The sequence below is a fragment of the Paenibacillus fonticola DSM 21315 genome (genome assembly GCF_000381905.1).
In the GTDB taxonomy this organism is placed as follows: Bacteria; Bacillota; Bacilli; order Paenibacillales; family Paenibacillaceae; genus Fontibacillus; species Fontibacillus fonticola.
Genome location: NZ_KB907257.1, coordinates 142,795 through 164,385, shown reverse-complemented (window position 1 = coordinate 164,385; position 21,591 = coordinate 142,795). Strand labels below are relative to the sequence as shown.

Annotated in this window: 17 protein-coding genes; 13 read left to right on the top strand and 4 right to left on the bottom strand. The window is 48.3% G+C overall.

Annotation, left to right across the window (positions count from 1 at the left end; all coding sequences use genetic code 11):
- Window positions 1–627: 627 nt before the first annotated feature.
- On the bottom strand, window positions 628–1,383 hold the full coding sequence (locus G358_RS0114790; protein ID WP_019638016.1) for a DeoR/GlpR family DNA-binding transcription regulator: 756 nt from the start codon (window positions 1,381–1,383) through the stop codon (window positions 628–630).
- Window positions 1,384–1,606: 223 nt separating this feature from the next.
- On the opposite strand from G358_RS0114790, the gene rhaB reads away from it, so the two are divergent.
- From rhaB to rhaD, 3 genes are read left to right on the top strand one after another with little or no spacing between them, the layout of a single operon-like run.
- A complete protein-coding gene (gene rhaB, locus G358_RS0114785) occupies window positions 1,607–3,070 on the top strand; it encodes a rhamnulokinase (RefSeq protein WP_019638015.1) in 1,464 nt (487 codons plus the stop codon).
- A 57-nt stretch (window positions 3,071–3,127) separates the two neighbouring features.
- Window positions 3,128–4,384, top strand: a complete 1,257-nt coding sequence (gene rhaA / locus G358_RS0114780) for an L-rhamnose isomerase (RefSeq protein WP_019638014.1) — start codon at window positions 3,128–3,130, stop codon at window positions 4,382–4,384.
- A gap of 29 nt (window positions 4,385–4,413) precedes the next feature.
- Window positions 4,414–5,262, top strand: a complete 849-nt coding sequence (gene rhaD, locus G358_RS0114775; protein WP_019638013.1) for a rhamnulose-1-phosphate aldolase — start codon at window positions 4,414–4,416, stop codon at window positions 5,260–5,262.
- A gap of 99 nt (window positions 5,263–5,361) precedes the next feature.
- On the opposite strand, the gene G358_RS0114770 is transcribed toward rhaD, so the two are convergent.
- Window positions 5,362–6,636 carry a helix-turn-helix transcriptional regulator gene (locus G358_RS0114770; RefSeq protein ID WP_019638012.1) on the bottom strand — a complete coding sequence of 425 codons (1,275 nt, stop codon included), beginning with the start codon at window positions 6,634–6,636 and terminating at the stop codon, window positions 5,362–5,364.
- A gap of 202 nt (window positions 6,637–6,838) precedes the next feature.
- On the opposite strand from G358_RS0114770, the gene G358_RS0114765 reads away from it, so the two are divergent.
- Window positions 6,839–9,121, top strand: a complete 2,283-nt coding sequence (locus tag G358_RS0114765; RefSeq protein WP_019638011.1) for a glycoside hydrolase family 3 C-terminal domain-containing protein — start codon at window positions 6,839–6,841, stop codon at window positions 9,119–9,121.
- 97 nt (window positions 9,122–9,218) lie between these two features.
- On the opposite strand, the gene mscL is transcribed toward G358_RS0114765, so the two are convergent.
- On the bottom strand, window positions 9,219–9,593 hold the full coding sequence (gene mscL / locus G358_RS0114760; protein ID WP_019638010.1) for a large conductance mechanosensitive channel protein MscL: 375 nt from the start codon (window positions 9,591–9,593) through the stop codon (window positions 9,219–9,221).
- A gap of 279 nt (window positions 9,594–9,872) precedes the next feature.
- Between mscL and G358_RS0114755 the strand changes: the two genes are divergently transcribed.
- The 5 genes from G358_RS0114755 (at window position 9,873) to G358_RS0114735 (ending at window position 16,449) form a co-directional block, all read left to right on the top strand.
- Entirely contained in the window at window positions 9,873–10,754 is an 882-nt protein-coding gene (locus G358_RS0114755) for an EamA family transporter (RefSeq protein WP_019638009.1), read from the top strand.
- Between the two features lie 507 nt (window positions 10,755–11,261).
- Window positions 11,262–14,201: a glycoside hydrolase family 48 protein gene (locus G358_RS0114750; protein ID WP_420836061.1), complete on the top strand. Its 2,940-nt coding sequence runs from the start codon at window positions 11,262–11,264 to the stop codon at window positions 14,199–14,201.
- A 214-nt stretch (window positions 14,202–14,415) separates the two neighbouring features.
- Entirely contained in the window at window positions 14,416–15,225 is an 810-nt protein-coding gene (locus tag G358_RS0114745) for a DUF817 domain-containing protein (RefSeq protein ID WP_019638007.1), read from the top strand.
- Window positions 15,222–15,620, top strand: a complete 399-nt coding sequence (locus G358_RS0114740) for a hypothetical protein (RefSeq protein WP_019638006.1) — start codon at window positions 15,222–15,224, stop codon at window positions 15,618–15,620. Before G358_RS0114745 ends, G358_RS0114740 begins: the two co-directional genes overlap by 4 nt.
- A gap of 79 nt (window positions 15,621–15,699) precedes the next feature.
- Window positions 15,700–16,449 (top strand): SDR family NAD(P)-dependent oxidoreductase, encoded by a 750-nt coding sequence (locus G358_RS0114735; protein WP_019638005.1) that lies wholly within the window; start codon window positions 15,700–15,702, stop codon window positions 16,447–16,449.
- 50 nt (window positions 16,450–16,499) lie between these two features.
- Here G358_RS0114735 and G358_RS0114730 read toward each other — a convergent pair whose 3' ends face one another.
- Complete coding sequence (locus tag G358_RS0114730) at window positions 16,500–17,759, bottom strand: chromate transporter (RefSeq protein WP_019638004.1); 1,260 nt, start codon at window positions 17,757–17,759, stop codon at window positions 16,500–16,502.
- 180 nt (window positions 17,760–17,939) lie between these two features.
- Here G358_RS0114730 and G358_RS0114725 point away from each other — a divergent pair, with 180 nt between their 5' ends.
- From G358_RS0114725 to G358_RS0114710, 4 genes are all read left to right on the top strand, one after another.
- On the top strand, window positions 17,940–18,563 hold the full coding sequence (locus G358_RS0114725) for a GntR family transcriptional regulator (RefSeq protein ID WP_019638003.1): 624 nt from the start codon (window positions 17,940–17,942) through the stop codon (window positions 18,561–18,563).
- A 252-nt stretch (window positions 18,564–18,815) separates the two neighbouring features.
- Entirely contained in the window at window positions 18,816–19,946 is a 1,131-nt protein-coding gene (locus G358_RS0114720; RefSeq protein WP_026342270.1) for an ABC transporter ATP-binding protein, read from the top strand.
- Complete coding sequence (locus G358_RS0114715) at window positions 19,943–20,599, top strand: ABC transporter permease (RefSeq protein ID WP_019638001.1); 657 nt, start codon at window positions 19,943–19,945, stop codon at window positions 20,597–20,599. Before G358_RS0114720 ends, G358_RS0114715 begins: the two co-directional genes overlap by 4 nt.
- Before the next feature lie 70 nt (window positions 20,600–20,669).
- On the top strand, window positions 20,670–21,587 hold the full coding sequence (locus G358_RS0114710; protein ID WP_157274376.1) for a glycine betaine ABC transporter substrate-binding protein: 918 nt from the start codon (window positions 20,670–20,672) through the stop codon (window positions 21,585–21,587).
- The last annotated feature ends 4 nt before the right edge of the window (window positions 21,588–21,591 follow it).

Genomic DNA, 21,591 nt, shown 5'->3' with positions numbered 1-21,591 from the left:
AAGGCACTTGACAAGCTCACGCCGGAGCACGAGGCCCCGGAGCAAACGAAGGTTCGGGAGAGAATATACGTGATTCGTTTGCACTAGGTTTGCCAAGAACTGAACGTGCGTTTCTAGCTTGCAAAAGCTCTCCTTGACGAAGGCATAACATGTGGTACCCAACCCACGGATAGCAGCGTGCCGACCGTCGCTCGCATTTTTGCTCTCGCGCCACGTGCTCAGGCAGAAAAAATAGAGGGTTTGACAAAAACGTTCATAGCAACGAATCTCAGACACTCTATTTTGCCGTTTATCCTCGGTTTGGAGCAGTAAAGACTGAAATAACGTTGCCCAGCTTCGTTACATTTTGGGAAGGGTTATTTTTACACAGATAGCGATCAAAAGCTTCGTTATAAAATTTCGTTCACGTTCTGAGTCACATTTTCGATCAAGAAAAAAATAAACCAGTTTAACTGGTAAGTGAAAGTGACAAATAACACTGAGCCTGAACAGATTTGTGATCAGGCTAGCGTCTTTAGGCGCAGTTTGGCAACAGGGGTTATATCCCAACAGCAAACCACCCGCCCAACGGGTGGTCATGATTGCCCGAGGCTCATCCGTAACGGACTTTACCTCTGCTTGCTTATTTTAAAATAAAACCTCGACACTTCTCTCCGTAAGCATGTCCATCCATGCTTGTTCCGGCTCCTGATCGGTAATTAATACATCGATATCTTCAAATTCCATAAGCTTCACAAAAGCCGTTTTGTCGAACTTGGAATGATCGGCAAGAAGAAGAGCTTTGCCGGCCTGCTGGAGCATCGTTTTTTTTAGCTCGCATTCGGGTTCGTTTGAATCCATAATGCCCTTATCCAGGGAGAGCGCTTTGCAGCTCAGAATAACTTTATCTACATTGTATTTCATCACGGTTTCCTGTGCGCTGGTGCCGACAAGCGACATCGATCTGGCCCGCAAAGCACCGCCCGTAGAAATAATGTTGATTCCGGTGCTGATCAATTCCTGCAAAATATGAATCGAACTCGTGATGACCGTAATATTTTTGCGCTGGTTCAGCAGTTTCATAAGCTCCAAAGAGGTTGAGCTCGGATCAATCATCAATGTATCGCCATCGTTAATTAAATTTAATGCCTTGGCGGCGATTTGCCGTTTAATTTCCGAATTGGTTGCGTTACGGGTAGTGAAGGGCAAGTCCTCATTAGTGTGACTATTCGTAATCGCGCCGCCGTATGTCCGGGTGACAATCCCTTCTTTCTCCAGCTTCTCCAAATCGCGGCGGATCGTCTCTTCAGTCACATTGAATTTCTGGCTGAGCTCGGAGACGAGAACACGCTTATCTTTTTGCACCATATTTATTATAATTTGTCGTCTTTCAGCTGCAAGCATGAGAACTCCTTTCTTCGTTCTTCTTTGTTTTTTATTAATTATATGTTTAAAAAACAGAAAAGTATAGGTTTGTTACAATTGTGTTAACGAAGTCAGATAAAAACAGAAGAAACAACATTTATTTATGTTTGTTTATGTTGACTTAAAAGACAAACGCAGGTACGATGAGTTTAAGGAAAGGGAAAACCACACTTTTTGATCTTGATTGCAAGGGGTTGATCTCATGAAAAATTATATCGCTGTTGATATCGGGGCTTCCAGCGGCAGACTTGTTCAGGCGCGGCTTCAACAGGGGCAGCTAGAATTGTGTGAGCTCCACCGTTTTCCCAACGCTTTTAGTGATAAGAATGGCCGTAATTATTGGGATGTTGACTATCTTTATCGTGAAATTATTGCGGGCTTGCAGAAGGCAAAATCGAAGGGCATCGAGGAGTGCTATTTAGGAATTGATACGTGGGCCGTAGACTACGTGCTTTTGGATCACGCCGGACACCAGCTGGAGGACGTTTATGCTTACCGCGACGCCCGAACAACCGGGGCGCCTGACCGATTCCACAAAATGATATCCCGGGAGGAGGTCTATGCAAAAACGGGGATACAGGAGCTAACCTTTAATACGCTGTATCAGTTGTTTGTGCATGACCGGGCCCAATTGCGCCAAGCCGATAAAATCGTACTTATACCGGATTATTTATATTATCGATTGAGCGGACGGCTAATGAACGAGGCGACCAATGCTTCCACCACGCAAATGCTGAATTTGGGCACGCGGGAGTTTGATCTCGAATTGCTGGAGCTGCTGGAGCTGCGGAGAGACCAGTTCGCCGAACTAACAGAACCAGGCCAAGCTTTGGGCAGCATCTGGCCGGAGCTCGTGAAGCAATATGATCTGCCGGAATGTGAGCTGATTGTGGTCGCGACCCATGACACGGCATCGGCCGTAGCCGGTGTTCCGGTACAGCGGGATCGCTCTTGGGCTTATATTAGCAGCGGAACCTGGTCTTTGCTTGGAACGGAGCTCACCCAGCCGTTAAACAACAAGGCAGCAATGGAAGCTAATTATACGAATGAATGGGGCGTCTACGGCACTTACCGGTTTCTGAAAAATATAATGGGCCTTTGGATGATCCAGGAAGTCAGGCGTGAGTGCGGAGAGCAGTACAGCTTCTCGCAGCTGGCCCAGCTTGCAGCGGCAGAAGTTCCGTTTCGCAGCCTCGTTCCGTGCAATGATTCCCGCTTTCTTCATCCTAGCAGCATGACCGCAGAAATTCAGAACTGCTGCAAGGAAACGCAGCAGCCTGTCCCGCAAACAGTCGGCGAAATCGCCCGCTGTATATTCGACAGCCTGGCCTTGACCTATTTGGATGCTTTGCATGAGCTTGAAAGGCTGCAGGGAGAAGCCGTTGAAGTTCTTCACATTGTGGGCGGGGGTTCCAACAACGAGCTGCTTTGCCAGCTGACCGCAGATGTGCTGGGAATTACCGTACAGGCCGGTCCAACAGAATCGACGGCGCTTGGAAATGTTGCCGTGCAAATGATCAGCTCGGGAGAGATTGACGGAATCGCCGAGGCGCGAGAATTGATCGGCCGTTCGTTTCCGGCCAGCGTGTACCAGCCTAGGCCGCTTGCCGATCTGGACCAAGTGCGGCAGAGATGGGAAGAGCTGAGCTGTCACTTTTCAAGCTGATACAACAAGCTGATACAATTAATAAATTTGAAATTTACAGGCAAAGGGGCAGCAGACATGAATCAAACCGTTCGCAACAGTTATCTTGAAGCCAAAAATCTATATGCTGAGCACGGCATCGATACGGATGAGATTTTGCAGAAACTGGGAGAAATCAAAGTTTCTCTCCATTGCTGGCAGGGGGACGATGTCAAAGGCTTCCTGTTTAAGGATAAGCAGCTTAGCGGGGGCATTGCGGTAACAGGCAGTTACCCTGGCCGTGCAGAGACACCGGAACAGCTGCGCCAGGATTTAGAGAAGGCGCTGTCCCTGATCCCCGGCAAACATAAGGTGAATTTGCATGCGATATATGCGGATACCGATGAACAGGTCGATCTCGATCAGCTCGAGCCCCGTCATTTCAGCAAGTGGGTCGATTGGGCAAAGGCGCAGGGTTTGGGACTGGATTTTAATCCGACGTTGTTCTCTCATCCTTTGGCCGAAGACGGTTTTACACTTAGCCATCCGGATGAAAAAACCCGCCGCTTCTGGATCACACATTGCCGGGCAGCGCGCAAAATTGCCGAATATTTCGGCAAGGAGCTGGGACAGCCGTGTGTCACCAATCATTGGCTTCCGGATGGATATAAGGATACTCCAGTTGACCGTTTGGCGCCGAGGGTGCGATTGCAGGAATCCCTGGATGAAATTTTCAAGGATGAGATCAGCGAGGCTTACAATATTGACGCCGTGGAAAGCAAGCTGTTTGGCATTGGCTCCGAGAGCTATGTCGTCGGTTCGCACGAATTTTATATGGGGTATGCGATTAGCCGCGATAAAGCGATTTGTCTGGATGCCGGGCATTTTCACCCTACGGAAGTCATTTCCAACAAAATATCGTCTGTACTGATGTTTACAAAGCAACTATTGCTGCACGTAAGCAGACCGGTTCGCTGGGATAGCGATCATGTGGTGACGATGGACGACGAATTGCTTGAAATCGCCCGTGAGCTGGTGCGGGGCGACTTTCTATCCCGGACCCACGTCGGTCTCGATTTCTTCGACGGCAGCATTAACCATGTGGCAGCCTGGGTCATCGGCACGCGCAATACAATCAAAGCGCTGCTTCGCGCGATGCTTGAGCCTGTTGAATTGCTGCGCAAGCTGGAGAACGAACGGGATTATACTTCCCGTCTTGCTCTGGTGGAAGAATTCAAATCGTACCCGTTCGGAGCGGTATGGGATTATTATTGCGCGACAAAGGGTGTCCCTGTTCGTGAAGAGTGGCTGGCAGAGGTTAAGGACTATGAGCGGGACGTACTGTTGAGGAGATAAATATAAACAGGAGAAGGAGAGAAACGACGATGACGACTTTTAAACAGCAAAATGTATTATCGGACACGCCAGGCATGAATATCCCTTTTGTACAGGAAATGGCTGAAATTACGCAGCATATGTGGAGATTTGGCTGGGATGAACGGAACGGGGGCAATGTAAGCTGTATACTCGAAGAAGCGGAGGTTGCTCCATATGTAAATATTAACAAGGTCATTCGCACGATCAAGCCGGCGTTTCCGGTGCACGAGTTGGCGGGCAAATATTTTATCGTAACCGGTTCAGGTAAATATTTTAAAAATGTAGTTTCCGATCCGGAAGCCAATCTTGGGGTGCTTCGTGTCTCCAAGGATGGTCAGCAGCTGGAACTGCTGTGGGGTTTAAAAAACGGCGCCGTACCGACAAGTGAGCTGCCATCGCATTTTATGAGTCATATCGAACGGCTGAAGGTCGATCCGGATCATCGGGTCGTCATTCATAATCACGCGACGAATGTCATTGCCATGACTTTCATTCACGATTTGAACGAGGACAAGTTCACAAAGACGCTTTGGGAAATGTGCACGGAATGCATCGTTGTTTTTCCTGACGGAATAGCCGTTATTCCATGGATGGTGCCGGGCTCCAGTGAAATCGGGAGGGAAACGGCTCAGAAAATGAAAGATCACCGGGCGGTGGTATGGCCGCATCACGGCATCTTCGGCACAGGCAGTTCCATTGATGAGGCGTTCGGGCTCATTGAGACGGTTGAGAAAGCCGCGCAAATCTATATGCTGATTGTAAATCAGCCGATCAAACAGTGCATTACAGATCAGGAGCTGGCTGATTTGGCCAAAGCATTTGGCGTAACGCCGCGGCCAGGCATCTTAAATGTCTAATACAGACAGAGTCCCGCCGTTGAGAATAAATTCATAATCCAGCAGACGCAGTGAAGGGCATGCTTTCGAGCAGGCCCTTCACTGCGTTATTATGTGATCTCACTTTTCATTTTCGTGTATGCTACATACGCTATATACGCCACGACTATTCCTAAATTCGTTCGGCGTGATGCCGGTAAATTTTTTGAATATTTTTGAAAAGTAGCTTTGGTCATGATAATTAAGCAGCGTGGAAATTTCCGAGATCGGCTGGTCGGTGAGCATTAGCAGGGAGCGGGCTTCTTCTATTTTGGTTTGCTGGATGTAGTCCCGCAGGGAGCAGCCAACCTCTTTCTTGAATAGCCCTGATAAATAATGGGGATGCAGCGCTGCCTTTTGGGCGAGATCAGCCAGGCTGATTTTGTCGTAAAGATGCTTGAAAATATAGTCTAGGCAAATGTTAATCGGTTTGGAGTATCGGTTTCGCTTCGTTTGATGGACGCGTTCGGCAAAATCGGCAAGCATTTCTTCAATAAAACTGTCTACAGCTTTACTGTCTTTAATTTCTTCGACGCTTTGAATATATAAATCGCTTATCGTCAGCGCGGTTTCATATTGTAATCCGCCCTCCACGGCAGCCCGGGTAGCCAAGGTGATCACCGTGATGGCTAAATTTTTCTTGTTTCTTAGCTGGCTAGTCTTGGCCAGCAGCCCCACTTGGCCGGAACTGGGAAGGTGTCTCCAATGGCGAACGACCTCTGCTTTATTCCCCTCCCTGATCGCTTGCATCGTTTTTTTCTCAAACAAGGCGTCATGATGCATGGCCGTATTCTGGCGATTTTCCGAAATCGTCAGGCTGGGTGCTTCGATGGAAACAGGCTGTCTTGTCAAGGAGTGGCTCAGCGCATAAATTTGCGCGGGATCAAGCTCCTCCTGGTACAGCATGTAATGCAGGTGCATGGCGGCGTAGACGTTATTAATGATCGATAGGACTGGCAGAGAAGCGTAGTAGGAGAACAGCCCGGCCTGCCGGTCGCTCGGTATCTGCAGATCGCTCAGCAGAGATTGGATCATGCCTTCGGATAATTCAGAGTCTGTTGAAGGCCCCAGCATAATTACGCTGTCCGCGCGATCCGCTGCGGATGGAATAGGAACGGAAATGATCGTTTCCAGGTAATCGGTTCTATACAGGGCAGGGAAACGTTGGGCCGCTTTTAAATCATAGATTTGATTCAACCAGCTTAGTTTGGATGAATAGAGAGGATTGAGAACAAAGTTGGCGGAAAATTCAAGCTCGATCTCCCGTTTATCATTGAAAACGAACAGGGGGATTTTGAACGATTGCCACATTAGTTTACATATGTAGTTCAACTGCTGACTCGTTAGAATAGACATCCGTGATCACCTTTTGATTAAAATATCCGCTTTGATAACAACATAGCATACTTGCTTGGGAAGAGCGATGGATATAACAAAATGATGTGAAATTAACACCTAGAAAGTGAATAAAACACCATAATAAAACGTGGAATGAACTTATAATATTAGCTATATGCAGAATGAAAGCGATTACTATATTCAGCGGCAGGAGGAGCCTATGAAAAGAGATCTGAAGTCGTTAGTTGCGCAGATGACCCTGGAGGAAAAGGCTGGATTGTGCTCTGGCTTGGATTTTTGGCATTTAAAAGGAATTGAACGTCTCGGCATTCCATCCATCATGGTGACGGACGGTCCGCACGGCCTGCGCAAGCAGGCAGAGGGAGCGGATCATTTAGGCTTGAATCAAAGTGTTCCCGCAACGTGTTTTCCTTCGGCGGTAGGTTTGGCAAGTACATGGAACAGGGAGCTGATCGGGCAAGTCGGAAAAGCGCTCGGCAAAGAATGCCAGGCCGAAAACGTAGCGGTCCTGCTGGGACCAGGCGCCAACATTAAACGCTCGCCGTTATGCGGCAGAAATTTCGAATATTTCTCCGAGGACCCGTTCCTTTCATCGGAAATGGCTGCTAGTCATATTACAGGCGTACAAAGCCAAGGGGTGGGCACGTCACTAAAGCACTTTGCCGTCAACAATCAGGAGCATCGCCGGATGTCGACCGATGCAATTGTGGGTGAGCGAGCGCTCCGGGAAATCTATTTGGCCAGCTTCGAAGGCGCTGTAAAAAAAGCGCAGCCATGGACGGTCATGTGCGCGTACAATAAAGTTAACGGCGAATATGCATCAGAAAATAAACGGTTGCTAACAGATATTTTGCGGGAGGAGTGGGGCTTTGAAGGGGTCGTCGTCTCTGACTGGGGAGCGGTGAATGAACGGGTGCAAGCTCTGACAGCGGGCCTGGAGCTGGAAATGCCGTCAAGCTCCGGCGCGGGCGAGCAGAAAATAATCGCAGCGATTCAGGATGGAACGCTCGCCGCAGAAGTACTGGATCAAGCGGTGGAGCGGCTGCTCGGTCTTATTTTCAAGGCCGTGGACTATAAGCAGGCGGAGGCCGCTTACGATCAGGAAGATCACCATCGGCTGGCCAGAGAAGCCGCTTGCGAAAGCATGGTTCTATTGAAAAATGAAGACCAGCTTCTGCCGCTGGCCAAAGAGGGGACGATCGCTGTAATCGGTGCGTTTGCGAAGGAGGCAAGATATCAAGGGGGAGGCAGCTCGCATATACTGCCCACAAAGCTGGACAACATCTATGATGAAATAGTTCAAGCTGTGGCTGGTGCTGATGTGCTATATGCCCAGGGCTATCCCCTCGAACATGATGATATCGATCACAAGCTTATCGAGCAGGCCAAGGAGACGGCAGGGAAGTCAGAGGCAGCGGTACTGTTTATCGGCTTACCTGATCGTTATGAATCCGAAGGCTATGACCGGGAGCACTTGAGCATTCCTGCAAATCAATTGGCACTCATTGAGGCCGTAGCTTCTGTTCAGCCCAACCTGATCGCTGTACTTAGCAATGGAGCACCGATTGAAATGCCATGGCTGCCTAAGGTGAAATCTGTACTGGAAGGTTATTTGGGCGGACAGGCGCTCGGCGGAGCTATTGCTTCCTTGTTGTTCGGAGATGCCAACCCATCAGGCAAACTGGCCGAAACGTTCCCCGTGAAGCTAAGCGACAACCCGTCGTATTTACATTTTCCGGGGGATGGAGATGTGGTGGAATATGGGGAAGGGATATTTGTCGGATATCGTTATTACGATACTAAAAACATTGAGCCTTTGTTCCCGTTCGGTCACGGTCTCAGCTATACAGAATTCAGTTACCGCAATCTATCTATTAGCTCCAAGCAGGTAAGGGATACCGAACCGGTGGAGATCAGCGTAAATGTGAAGAACGTGGGGGCTCGGGCTGGAAAGGAAATCGTGCAGCTTTATATCAAGGACGTACAAAGCAGCGTAAGCCGGCCGGAAAAAGAGCTTAAGGGCTTTGAAAAGGTGCATCTGGAGCCTGGGGAGGAAACCAAAGTTACTTTTACGCTGGATAGGCGTTCGTTTGCGTACTATGATGTGTCTCTAAAGGACTGGCATGTGGAAGCAGGCGAATTTAAGGTATTGATCGGGAAGTCCTCGCGGGAAATTGTAATAGAAGAATCGTTATTCGTAACTTCCACTACGCCTGTGAAGAAGATAAGGGTGGACAGAAATACATTGGTCGGAGATTTGCTGGCGGATCCGCTGCTGTCTTCCCGCGCGTCGCAAATGCTGGATAAAATTAATGAAACCCATCCGTTCGCACAAATGGCGGGGGACGGAAACATGTCCGACATGCTGGCGGCCATGATGAAGTATATGCCGCTGCGCGCACTGGCTAATTTTAGCGGGGGAACCTTTACGGAGGAAATGCTGGAGGACATGATTGCCAAATTAAATGAAGTCAGCGCATAAACGAGGGCAATTCAGAAAACGCAGCAGCCGCAGCAGGAGGCTAACTCCTAACTGCGGCTGCGATGTTTATTGGGATGCCGGTTTAAAGCGAGGCTTCCTATTTGTTTTTTAACAGATCGCGGATTTCGGTTAACAGTTTTTCCTCGTTGCTGGGTTCGGCTGGTTTTTCCGGTTCCGGTTCTGCTTTATTTTTAAATTTGTTGAGCAGCTTAATGAAGAGGAAGATGGAGAAGGCTATGATCAGAAAATCGATGATCGTCTGAATGAAGGAGCCGATTTTAATCGAGGCTTCATTCACCTCAATGACTATTCCGGAAAAATCAAGGCCGCCTAATAGAATGCCCAGCAATGGCATAATAATATCGTCTACGACGGAGCTAACGATTTTTCCAAAAGCGGCACCAATGATAACAGCGATCGCCAGATCCAGCACATTTCCTTTAAAAGCAAACGTTTTAAACTCTTTCCACATGAAATTCCCTCCTGAATGATAAGTTAATGCCTCTTGGTGAAAATCTACTAAGTTAACAAGCTTATTTTAGATTAAATGAAGCTCTTCTTTTAGACAAGAAGAAAAAGCCCCAAATTCGTAGCTTTATCGACCCTATCTCAACCGCTCCAGCAGCGAAAAAGCATTTGGGAAGCTTGAACAGTGATCAATTTGATGGTCATTATTCAGGATGATGGTATAATTGCAAGAATAATGCTAATGATCAGAACAAGTTCAAGCAGAAGAAGGAGTATGCAAAATATGTGGCTGTTATTCGCTTCGCTCGCCGCGATCAGCTTTGGGATGCGCGGTATTTTGTACCATTGGTCTTCCAAACAAGGGATGGATCGTAATCTGATGCTATTCGGAGTGTTTTTTACCGGGGCGATCGCCAGCTTGGCTGGCAGTATGATTTTTGGACAAACCTGGACGATTAGCGCATTAACAGGTTTGTTTATGGGGGCTTTTTCATTTATAGCTAATGCTTGCATGTTCCAGGGGTTTGCTGTAGGCAAGCCGTCGCTTATTGCAATTTTAACCGGGCTCCCGCCTGTTGTAGTAGTTACTCTTGCCTATGTTATATGGGGGGAGACGCTCTCCATCGGGCATATGCTCGCTTTTATACTCATCATTGCTGGCATATTGACCGTGAGGTATTCGAATGACCTTAAGGTCGGCAATCTTCAGGGCGCTCAATGGGGATTGCTGGCGATGTTATTTTTCGGCTTTAACGATATGGCTGGCAAATTGTCTACTAGACTAGAAGCCGAGTTATTTCCTACCTTGTTTTATATGTTTTCTATTGGCTCGCTTTGTTTTGCTGTTTGGTGGCAAATTGATAAAAATCGTAAACGAAAAGCTGGTTCAACTACATATTCTTCTGCCGCTAGTCAAGGACGGTGGAATGAACGAAATACATTTTTTAGCGGCATGGCAATCGGTTTAACGAATTTCTTCGGGATGATTCTGATTATTACAGCCTTTAAATTCGGCATTACCGGCTTGGTTTCCGCCGTCGTCGCAATGAACGTGCTGTTAATATTGCTATATACTCGCGTATTCGTTAAAGAGAAATTCAAAAGGCTGGAAGTGATCGGGATGACGATATGTATTGTCGGTATGATTGCTCTCAGAATTTTTTAAAGACGGAAACTTGAGTGGGCAATTGATAGTGAGAACAAGTAGTAAAGTTGTTTAATAAGGGAACAGATGTGGACTGAATAATAAGGGGCTGCCCGAAGCAGCATTTCTGCGGGGGAGGGCTCCTTTTTTGCTGTCTTGTAACCATCTGCTAGGAAATAGAAATATATTTATGTAAAATATAGTAATTAATAGATTCATATGGTATATTCAACTTGTGGACGTGCTATAAATTGGTAAAAATGGAATGGTCCATAATAAATCGAAGGAAGGTGAACGCCAAAGGTAGGGATCATGTAGCTGGGCCTAGCGTTCGAGCTGTGATTGCCGCTAAAATTACGTCTATACATGACAAAGTACAATCTATTCAACGTATACAGTGCTCCGCTATATATCGAGACGGATGGCTATTGCTTTAAGATGTAAAAAAAATTGCTGATTGAGAGGATGAGAATAAGGATGAGATGGACAGCATTCAAAAAAACCGCTTCGATCTTTATGGCTGCAGTTATGTCATTTACGATCGTATCGGGTGTATTCACCGTCAATTCAAGTAAGGCTTTGGCCGCACCATCTGCAGAGGAAACAAGGTTTCTTCAACTTTATCAGCAGCTTAAAGATCCAGCGAATGGATATTTTTCGCCGGAGGGCATTCCGTATCATTCTGTGGAGACATTGATGAGCGAAGCTCCAGATTATGGGCATATGACGACCTCAGAGGCATACAGCTACTGGATGTGGCTGGAGGTGTTATACGGTCATTATACCGGAGACTGGAGCAAGCTCGAAGCAGCATGGGACAACATGGAGAAATACATTATTCCTATAAATGAAGGCGACGGCAAGGAAGAGCAGCCCACGATGAACTATTACAATCCGAACAGCCCCGCGACTTATGCCGCAGAGTATCCGCAGCCGGATCAATATCCAAGCTTGCTTAGCGGACAGTATCCGGCAGGAAGAGATCCGCTGGACGCAGAGCTGAAGGCGACTTATGGCAACAACCAGACGTATTTGATGCATTGGCTGCTGGATGTCGATAACTGGTATGGGTTCGGAAATCTGCTTAATCCGTCCCACACGGCAACCTATGTGAATACATTCCAGCGGGGGGAACAGGAATCGGTATGGGAAGCAGTGCCGCATCCATCCCAGGACAATAAGACGTTCGGCAAAACCGGGGAAGGCTTTATGTCCTTGTTTACGAAGGAAAGCGGGTCTCCAGCCGAACAGTGGCGCTATACGAATGCCACCGATGCCGATGCACGGGCAATCCAGGCCATGTACTGGGCCAAGGAACTGGGCTACAACAATACAGTATATTTGAACAAAGCGAAGAAGATGGGCGACTATTTGCGTTACGGTATGTACGATAAATATTTCCAAAAGATTGGAAGCGCTTCAAATGGGACGCCGGCCGCAGGTACAGGCAAGGACGCCAGCCATTATTTGATGGCTTGGTATACGGCATGGGGCGGCGGTCTCGGCGGGTCAGGCAACTGGGCTTGGCGGATCGGAGCCAGCCATGCTCATCAAGGCTACCAGAACGTTGTAGCGGCATATGCCCTTTCCGATCCGGATGGGGGATTGATTCCCGCATCTCCAACCGCAGGTCAGGACTGGAGCACTTCCCTGAAACGGCAATTGGAATTCTATGCCTGGCTTCAATCTGCTGAAGGCGCTATCGCCGGCGGTGCAACGAACAGCTGGGATGGAGCGTACAAAGCGTATCCCGCAGGCAAGAGTACGTTCTACGGGTTAGCTTACGATGATGCGCCTGTCTACCATGATCCGCCATCCAACAACTGGTTTGGCATGCAAGCCTGGCCGGTAGAGCGGATTGCAGAGCTCTACTACATTCTTGCTGCCAACGGGGACACGGCTTCGGAAAATTTCCAACTCGCCAAGCAGGTCGTTCAAAAGTGGATCGACTGGTCGATAGACTACGTATTCGCTAACCAGCGTCCTGTAACCGATTCGGAAGGTTATTATTTGGATCAGCAGGGGAACCGCGTACTTGGCGGCAGCAATCCTTCCATCGCGACTGTAGCTGCGCCGGGTGAGTTCTGGATTCCTAGCAATCTCGAGTGGTCCGGCCAGCCGGCAACCTGGAACGGTCTGGGCAATTATAACGGCAATCCAAATTTGCGCGTCGTCACAAAGAACCCGGGTCAGGATGCCGGGGTGCTGGGCAGCTATATTAAGGCGTTAACGTTCTTTGCCGCAGGCACTAAAGCCGAGAACGGAAGCTACACGGCGCTCGGCAGCCAGGCGGAGCAGCTGGCTAAATCGCTGCTGGACACCGCATGGGGCTATAACGATGGTATTGGTATTACGACCATCGAGCCGCGTGAAGACTACTACCGCTATTTCACGAAAGAAATTTACTTCCCAAGCGGCTGGACAGGCACGTTTGGCCAAGGCAATACGATTCCAGGATCGTCTACCGTACCGTCTGATCCGGCCAAAGGCGGCAACGGTGTTTATGCCAGCTACACCGATGTTCGCCCAGCGATCAAGAACGATCCGCAATGGTCGTATTTAGAAAACAAATATAATACCTCTTGGGACCCGCAAACGCAAAAATGGACGAACGGAGCCCCGGAATTCACTTATCACCGTTTCTGGTCGCAGGTTGATATGGCTACGGCTTATGCCGAATATGACCGTTTGATTAACAACGGTCAAGGCGGGCCGGTTGAGCCAACAGCTCCAAAAGCCCCGTCCAAGCCGAATGCGGCAGCAGGAGATGCGGTCGTTAATCTGTCCTGGAATAATGTCAGCGGATCAGATATCTACACGGTGAAACGGGCCACGACAAGCGGAGGACCGTACACTGCATTGGCAACGACAACTGAGCCTGCTTATATCGATGCCAGCGTAGTGAACGATACAACTTATTATTATGTAGTTAGTGCGTCCAATGATGTGGGCGAGAGCCCGGACTCCCCCGAAGCAAGCGCAAAGCCAACTGCTGCGCCGACTCCGGTGGAAGGTGATTTAATACTGGAATATCGCACAAACGATACCAACCCCGGGGATAATCAGTTCCGTCCCCAATTCCGCATCGTCAACAACGGCAGCACAGCAATTTCATTAAGCGACGTGAAGATTCGTTACTTCTACACCATTGATGGTGACAAGCCGCAGCAGTTCCATTGCGATTACGCTGCGGTCGGCAGCGGTAACGTAAGCGGTACTTTCGTCAAGCTGGAATCTGCCAAGACAGGCGCCGATTATTACGTGGAAATTTCATTCGGCTCAGGCGCAGGGAGCCTGGCTCCAGGCGCCAGCACGGGAGAAATTCAGGTTCGGGTCAACAAGACGGATTGGTCCAACTATAACGAAGCGGATGATTATTCCTATGATGGGACGAAAAGCAGCTTTGCCAGCTGGGAAAAAGCACCGCTATACTTGAACGGAAATCTTGTCTGGGGGATGGAGCCGTAAGGTGAGGAGTTTGATATTATTTTAACTAGCTTCCAGTCTCACTTTATAGGGTGCCTAATTTGCGTATGTCAGCAAACTAGGCACTTTTACTTTTTTGGAATATACTGATTTCATGTTAAGCCGTGTTTTGGTTAAATGTGATCATTGTTGTCATCTTATCAGCGTACAGCTGTGATAAAATTTAAGTGGAAGGATCAGGAGGTTGATCGATGGAATGACATTCGTGCGCAAGCTGGCAGTATTTACGTGGCTTCAGGCATTATCCTGCGTGTTCCCTTTGATTATTTTCGGAGCGCTCGCTCTTACGAAGGTTGTTGCATTGCCAGGATTGCCAAGATATGATTGGATTTTGCTTATTTGCCTACTCGCCCAAGCAGCGATGATGATAACCAAACTGGAAACATGGGATGAGCTTAAGGTGATTTGTATGTTCCATGTGATCGGGTTAGGCTTGGAGATATTCAAAGTGCATATGGGGTCATGGGCTTATCCGGAAGCAGCCTGGAGCAAAGTGTTCGGGGTTCCGTTATACAGCGGGTTCATGTACGCCAGCGTAGCAAGCTATATATGCCAGGCATGGCGGCGGCTCCAATTGCAAATTACGGGCTGGCCGAAATCGGGCTATGCGGTTGCCATAAGCGCGGCCATTTATTTGAATTTTTTTACGCATCATTTTATCGGCGATTATCGCTATATACTAATGGTTCTCTTATTTATTGTCTTTTTACGCTGTACAGTGTATTTTACGCTAGAGGAAACAACGCTGCGAATGCCGCTGCTTTTATCGTTTCTGCTTATCGGCTTCTTCGTCTGGATTGCGGAGAATGTGACGACGTTTTTTGGAGCATGGAAGTACCCGGATCAGGAAGACGTATGGCGGATGGTTCACATCGGGAAAATTAGTTCCTGGTTTTTGCTCGTTGTGATTAGCATCATCATTGTGGCCCAGCTCAAGCATGTCAAAATGGGGAGCAGCATTGCTCCGCATGGTGGGCGGACGAAAGAATGGGAGAGTCGGACATGAACAATTCAAAAGGGATTTCGTATTACATCCTTTGGCTCATCGGTGCTTGTTTGCTCGTTTATTACAGCAGCAGCTTCTTCGCTATGATGGGGAATAAGGGTACGATTTTGTACAAAATGGACAACATGCTCCTGGCCAACATCTTGTATGCCTTTGCATTCGGGATATATTTAAGTTTGCTGAATGGACTGCCAGGACGGCGGAAAATGAACAAACCGCTGTTTTTCGGCGTGTTTTTACCTTGCTTGCTCATTTTGATTTATCCGATGGTTGTTACATATTTGAAGCAAATTTATGTGGAGGAATATTTTAAAATTGTTCGCGAACGGGAATTTTTCTTTTTTGGCCTGATGAGCGGTCTTACGTTGATCAAGAGCTTGTTTGCTTCGAGATAGAGGTGGAGTGAGTAAAAAAGGATAAGCGGGACTTCGACTTAGCTTAAGAAGTTGTTATTAAAGGGGGACTTTGACGAGGATGTCATTCGATAACCTAGTAACATTAGTCACCGGCGGAGCACAGGGGATTGGGAGGGGCATTGCTGAAGCCTACGCCAAGCGCGGAGGTACGGTCGTTATCGCTGATGTCAATTTGGAGCAAGGTGAGTCGGCCGCAGAAGCCATCAGGCATAACGGCGGAAAGTCACAATTTATTTTGTGCGATGTTCGCCATGAACGGGATATTATTGAAGTAATTCAACATATTGAACATGAGTATGGGATCATAGATATCGTCATCAATAATGCGGGCGTGTCGAGGTTCAAATCGCCTTTGGAGCTGACGGCCGAAGAGTGGGATGACGTGCTTAACACTAATGTGCGCAGTTGTTTTCTTGTGGCCCGGGAAGCGGCCAAGCTGATGAAGCGGAATACCCAAGGAGGCGCCATAGTCAACATTGCTTCCACACGCTCGGTCATGTCCGAACCGAATTCCGAAGCCTATGCGGCATCAAAGGGAGCGATTGTGGCCCTTAGCCATGCGCTGGCGGTCTCGTTAGGCCCTGATCGTATTCGGGTGAATTGCGTCAGCCCCGGATGGATCGAAACGGGAAGCTATGAGGAGCTGCGCAGGGAGGATCACGCCCAGCATCCGGCAGGCAGGGTAGGCAAGCCTGAAGATATTGCTCAAGCCTGCCTGTATTTAACCCATCCCGACAATACTTTCGTCACCGGAACGCATCTCATCGTGGACGGGGGAATGACCCGAAAGATGATTTACGAACAATAGTCATTAGGCAGCACAGTGTGTCACCGTTAAAAGTTTTAAAAGCTGCCTCATCAGATGAATCCCATCAGCATCCCGCACATAGCGCCTGCAATGACAACGCACCAGGGAGGCAACTTCCAGACGACAAGCATTGCGAACAGGCCTAAGACTACAATAAAATCGTACGTGGAAACGACCGCTCCGGTCCAGATCGGATCGTATAATGCGGTCAGCAGCAGGCCGACGACAGCGGCATTGATGCCCTGCAGCGCTCCCTGAACCTTTTCGCTGCTGCGCAGGTTGTCCCAAATCGGCAGAACGCCGGCCACTAGCAGAAATCCCGGCAAGAAGATGGCTGCGGTTGCGATGACCGCGCCGGTAATTCCGCTATGCAATGCACCTAAATAAGCGGCGAACGTAAATAGCGGCCCGGGCACAGCCTGGGCTGCGCCATATCCGGCGATAAAATCGGACAGACTAATCCAGCCGCGCGGGATGACCTCCTCCTGAAGCAGCGGAAGGACAACATGCCCTCCGCCGAAGACGAGGGACCCTGCCCGGTAGAAGCTGTCAAATAAATGTATTTCTTCTCCGCTTGACCATCGGCTCAACAGGGGAAGAAGCAGGAGCAAGGCGAAATACAGCGCCAAGCAAGTTGCCGCCTGTATGCGGCGGCTGCGGCTATATGACGTATCGGCAGGTTCAACGACATGCCCTGCGACGACAGGCTCACGCTGGGCCTCTTTACGATATAGATACAGCCCTAACCCTGCTGCTGCCGTAATAAGGACGACCTGGCTGATAGCGCTCTGCCATAGCAGACTTATCCCAGCGGCGGCCAGTGCAATAGAGGCTCTGCTTCGGCCATAGGCGAGCTTTGTCCCCATATTCCATACAGCCTGGGCAACAATAGCTACAGCTGTCAGCTTCAATCCATGAAGCCATAAGGCATCCCCTAAATTCATCCCGCGCATGATGAAGGCGAACAGCACTAAAATGAGGACGGAGGGCAGCGTAAATCCGCACCAAGCGGCAAGTGCGCCGGCCCAGCCTGCGCAGCGGAAGCCGATGCCGATGCCAACCTGGCTGCTGGCTGGACCGGGCAGAAACTGGCATAACGCTACCAGGTCGGCAAAAGCTTTTTCATCCATCCATTTGCGCCGTTTGACATATTCATGGTGAAAGTATCCAAGATGGGCGATAGGTCCTCCAAAAGAGGTCAGTCCTAATTTGAGGGAGGCAAGGAAGATTTGCATCGTGCTTTGCCGCATGCCCTGCCCCATGTCTTGCCGCGAATTATTTGTCATTACTGTTTTTGTTTGTTCAGGCATAATTCCCTTTATCCTTCCAAAGTATCGTCACCACACACAAAAACGTTTTCTGCAATTTTATAATACTATAGACGTGTTAACTGACTGTAAACGGATCTGGCTTCTGGCGGACTACTGTTTAATTGCGATGTAAAAAGAGGTATACTGAACGTAATTATCTTAAAGGGGGAAGTTGTTGCAATGCAGGAAATTGCTGTCTACAAATCCATAGCGCTTGATATTGCTCAGAGAATCGTTAGTGGGGAGCTTTCCGTTCAGAGCAAAATATCAGGGCGTTCTTTGTTGGCGGCTCAATATCATGTTTCCCCAGAAACCATTCGCAAGGCGATCGGTTTATTAAAGGACGAGGGAATCGTCTCCGTCTCCCAAGGCAAAGGCATTGTCGTCATTTCGGATCAAAAGGCCCGCGAGTACTTAACAAGCAGCAATTATTTGAAATCCGCCTATTCTTTGAAGCGTGACCTTGAGCTTCTGATGTCCGAGAAGAAAGAAGTCGACCGCAGGTTTGAGATTTTGCTGGGCAAAATTACGAAGGCATCGGACCGGCTGCAAAACCTGACGCCTTATAACCCGATGGAAATCCAAATTCAGGAACAGTCCCATGCCGTCGGCAAAACGATTGGGAACCTGCAGTTTTGGCAAAATACAGGTGCTACCGTCATTGCGCTGCGCAGAGGGACGGGAGTATCCATTTCGCCAGGGCCGCATGTTATTTTAAGGGAAAACGACTATCTTGTTTTCGTGGGAGACGCTAAAATTTATGAAAAAACAGAGCGCTTTGTAAATCAAATTATGGATCAATAGACAGATTATAAATAGACGCTAAGAGGTTGTCGGCACTGGCTTTCAGGCCATGACAGCCTCTTTTTTTTTGCATGAAAGACCATTAATTAACATACAACTTGTCCATTGTTAGTAGGTTGTCAGTCGTCGGCAGGTTTGTTATAGTAGTACCTATTGGTGGTTGCGGCAGCACATAAACTCTTTTACATTTGCTTGATTGGCCATGAAAAGGGGATCAAAGAAAACATGATTTTAAACGGAAGAGGAGGCAAAATGCTAAAATTTGAACAAGTGAGCAAGACGTATCCTAACGGGTATGAAGCGGTCAAAAACATCAGCTTTGAAATTGAGGCTGGCGAAATTCTTGTTTTGATCGGCCCAAGCGGCTGTGGCAAAACAACCTCGATGAAGATGATTAATCGCCTTATTCCCCATACTTCAGGAAAAATTTATGTCCAAGGCAAAGACATTACTCAGGAGAACCCCGTAACACTCCGCAAAAATATCGGTTATGTCATTCAGCAAATCGGATTGTTCCCCCACTATACGATCGAAGAAAACGTAGGTCTGATTCCTGAATTAAAAGGATGGAGTACAAGTAAAAAGAAGGAACGAGTGAACGAAATGCTGCGTATGGTTGGGCTTGATCCAGCGATATTCGCCAAGCGTTATCCGAAGCAGCTATCAGGCGGTCAGCAGCAGCGTGTAGGCGTCGCTCGGGCACTTGCTGCCGATCCGGATATTATTCTTATGGATGAACCCTTTGGCGCGCTCGATCCGATTACTCGGGAACAGCTCCAGGATGAGCTGCTAAGACTGCAGCAGGAAGTAAAGAAAACGATCGTGTTCGTAACGCATGATATGGAGGAAGCCCTGAAGCTTGGCGATAAAATTGCCATACTCAAAGATGGCGAACTGGTACAGATCGCTACGCCGGACCAACTTCTAAGTCATCCGGCTAACGAATTTGTGGAAGGCTTCGTCGGGAAAAACCGGCTGTATCAAAACCCCGAATATATTCCAGTCACCGAAGTTATGCGGGATAATCCGTCGACTACTTTGCCTGAACGCAGCTTGGGCAGAGCGCTTACGTTTATGCGGCAAAGAAAGACCGATACGTTGTTGGTAGGCGACAAGACAGGGAAGCTGATCGGCATAGTTTCGGCCTATGACGTGGCCGCGCAAATGGACAATGTCCAGACTATTCAGGAAATCATGGTCCCGCCTGAAGTCGTATTGGCCAATACTGCAACCGCCAGAGATGCGCTATCGTTAATTACCCAGGCGCCATTCGGCATTATTCCTGTAGTCACCGAAGAAGGGGAAATTAATGGCATCGTCACGAGAAGCAGTCTGTTAACGGCATTTGCCGCGCAGTGGGTAGGAGTTGAGGGGGAAAAATGAGAAATAAATCGTTATGGGAGCAAATGATTCACCAGTTCGACATGCGCAAAGGTGAATTGGTGCAGTCGTTATGGGTACACATTGAGCTAGTTTTTTTATCGATGCTGCTGGCTATCATAGTGGGCATCACTCTAGGAATTATGATTACTAGAATTAAATCGCTGAAAGGCCTTACTCTCGGTACAGCCGGTATTCTTCAGACGGTCCCAAGCTTGGCGATGCTAGGATTTATGATTCCGTTGTTCGGCATCGGGATGAAGACCGCAGTAGCGGCCTTGTTTTTGTATTCTCTGCTGCCGATCATCCGCAATACGTACACCGGCATTACCGATGTCGATAAGTCGATTGTGGAAGCGGCCAGGGGGATGGGGATGAAGGGATGGCAAATTTTGTTCCGCGTGCAGCTTCCGCTTGCCTTGAATGTAATTATGGCGGGAATTCGAACGGCGGCGGTCATTAATGTCGGTACGGCTACTTTAGCCTCTTTTATCGGAGCAGGAGGGCTCGGTGAATATATTTTCCTCGGCATCCAGCGTAACATTGAAGCACTTACCTTAATGGGGGCTATTCCAGCGGCGATGCTGGCACTGGTGATGGATTACTTGCTCGGTTTGCTGGAGAAGGCAGTGACGCCGAAAGGCTTGAAAGTATAAACAAAAAAACAAATCGAATTGAAAACAATACAATGATCAATAGGTATTCAAAATGGAGGTTCAAATGGTTATGAATGCAAAAAGATGGATGACAGGGATGTTGGCGCTGGCTTTGCTGGCGATGCTGTTAAGTGCATGCGGCGGCGGGGCAGTCAGCAGAGGAGAGGCAAACGGTGCCAAAGAAATTACGGTAGGGTCGAAAAATTTTACAGAAAATATGCTGCTCGCTTTGATGATGGCAGAGCTGATTGAACATAAAACGGACATTAAAGTAAAACGCCAGGTTAACCTGGGCGGCTCCAATGTCGCTTGGAGCGCACTGAAGAATGATGAAATTCAGTTATACCCGGAATATACTGGCACGGTTGTCGCCAACTATTATCAAGAAGAGACCGGAAATTCCGCAGAGTCACTGGCTAAAACAAGAGAGCTGCTTGCCGAGGACAATTTGGTGTTCCTGGAGCCGTTCGGCATTAACAATACGTATACGCTAGCTGTTACACGCGAGACGGCAGCACAGTACAATCTCGAAACCTTTAGCGATTTGGCTGAAGTGTCAGAACAAATGGTGCTTGGCGTTGAGTTCGAATTTCTTGACCGCGATGACGGTTTTCCAGGGATACAAAAGCTGTATAATATGAATTTTAAGCAGCAAAAAGGGATGGATCACGGCATCATGTATCAGTCGATTTCAAACGGGGAGACGGATGTAACGAACGCCTATGCTACGGACGCGCAAATCAAGGTGCATGACCTGGTCATATTGAAGGATGACAAGGAGTTTTTCCCGCCTTATGATGGAGGACCGGTGATCCGTCAAGAAACGTTGGATAAGTATCCGGAATTGGAACAAGTTTTGAATCAAATGGGCGGATTAATCAGCGATGAAGAGATGCAGAAGCTGAATGCTGACGTGGATGTAGAAGGTTTAAAGGAAGAAGAGGTTGCCCGTAATTTTCTTATTGAAAAAGGACTGATTGAAGGCTAGTATA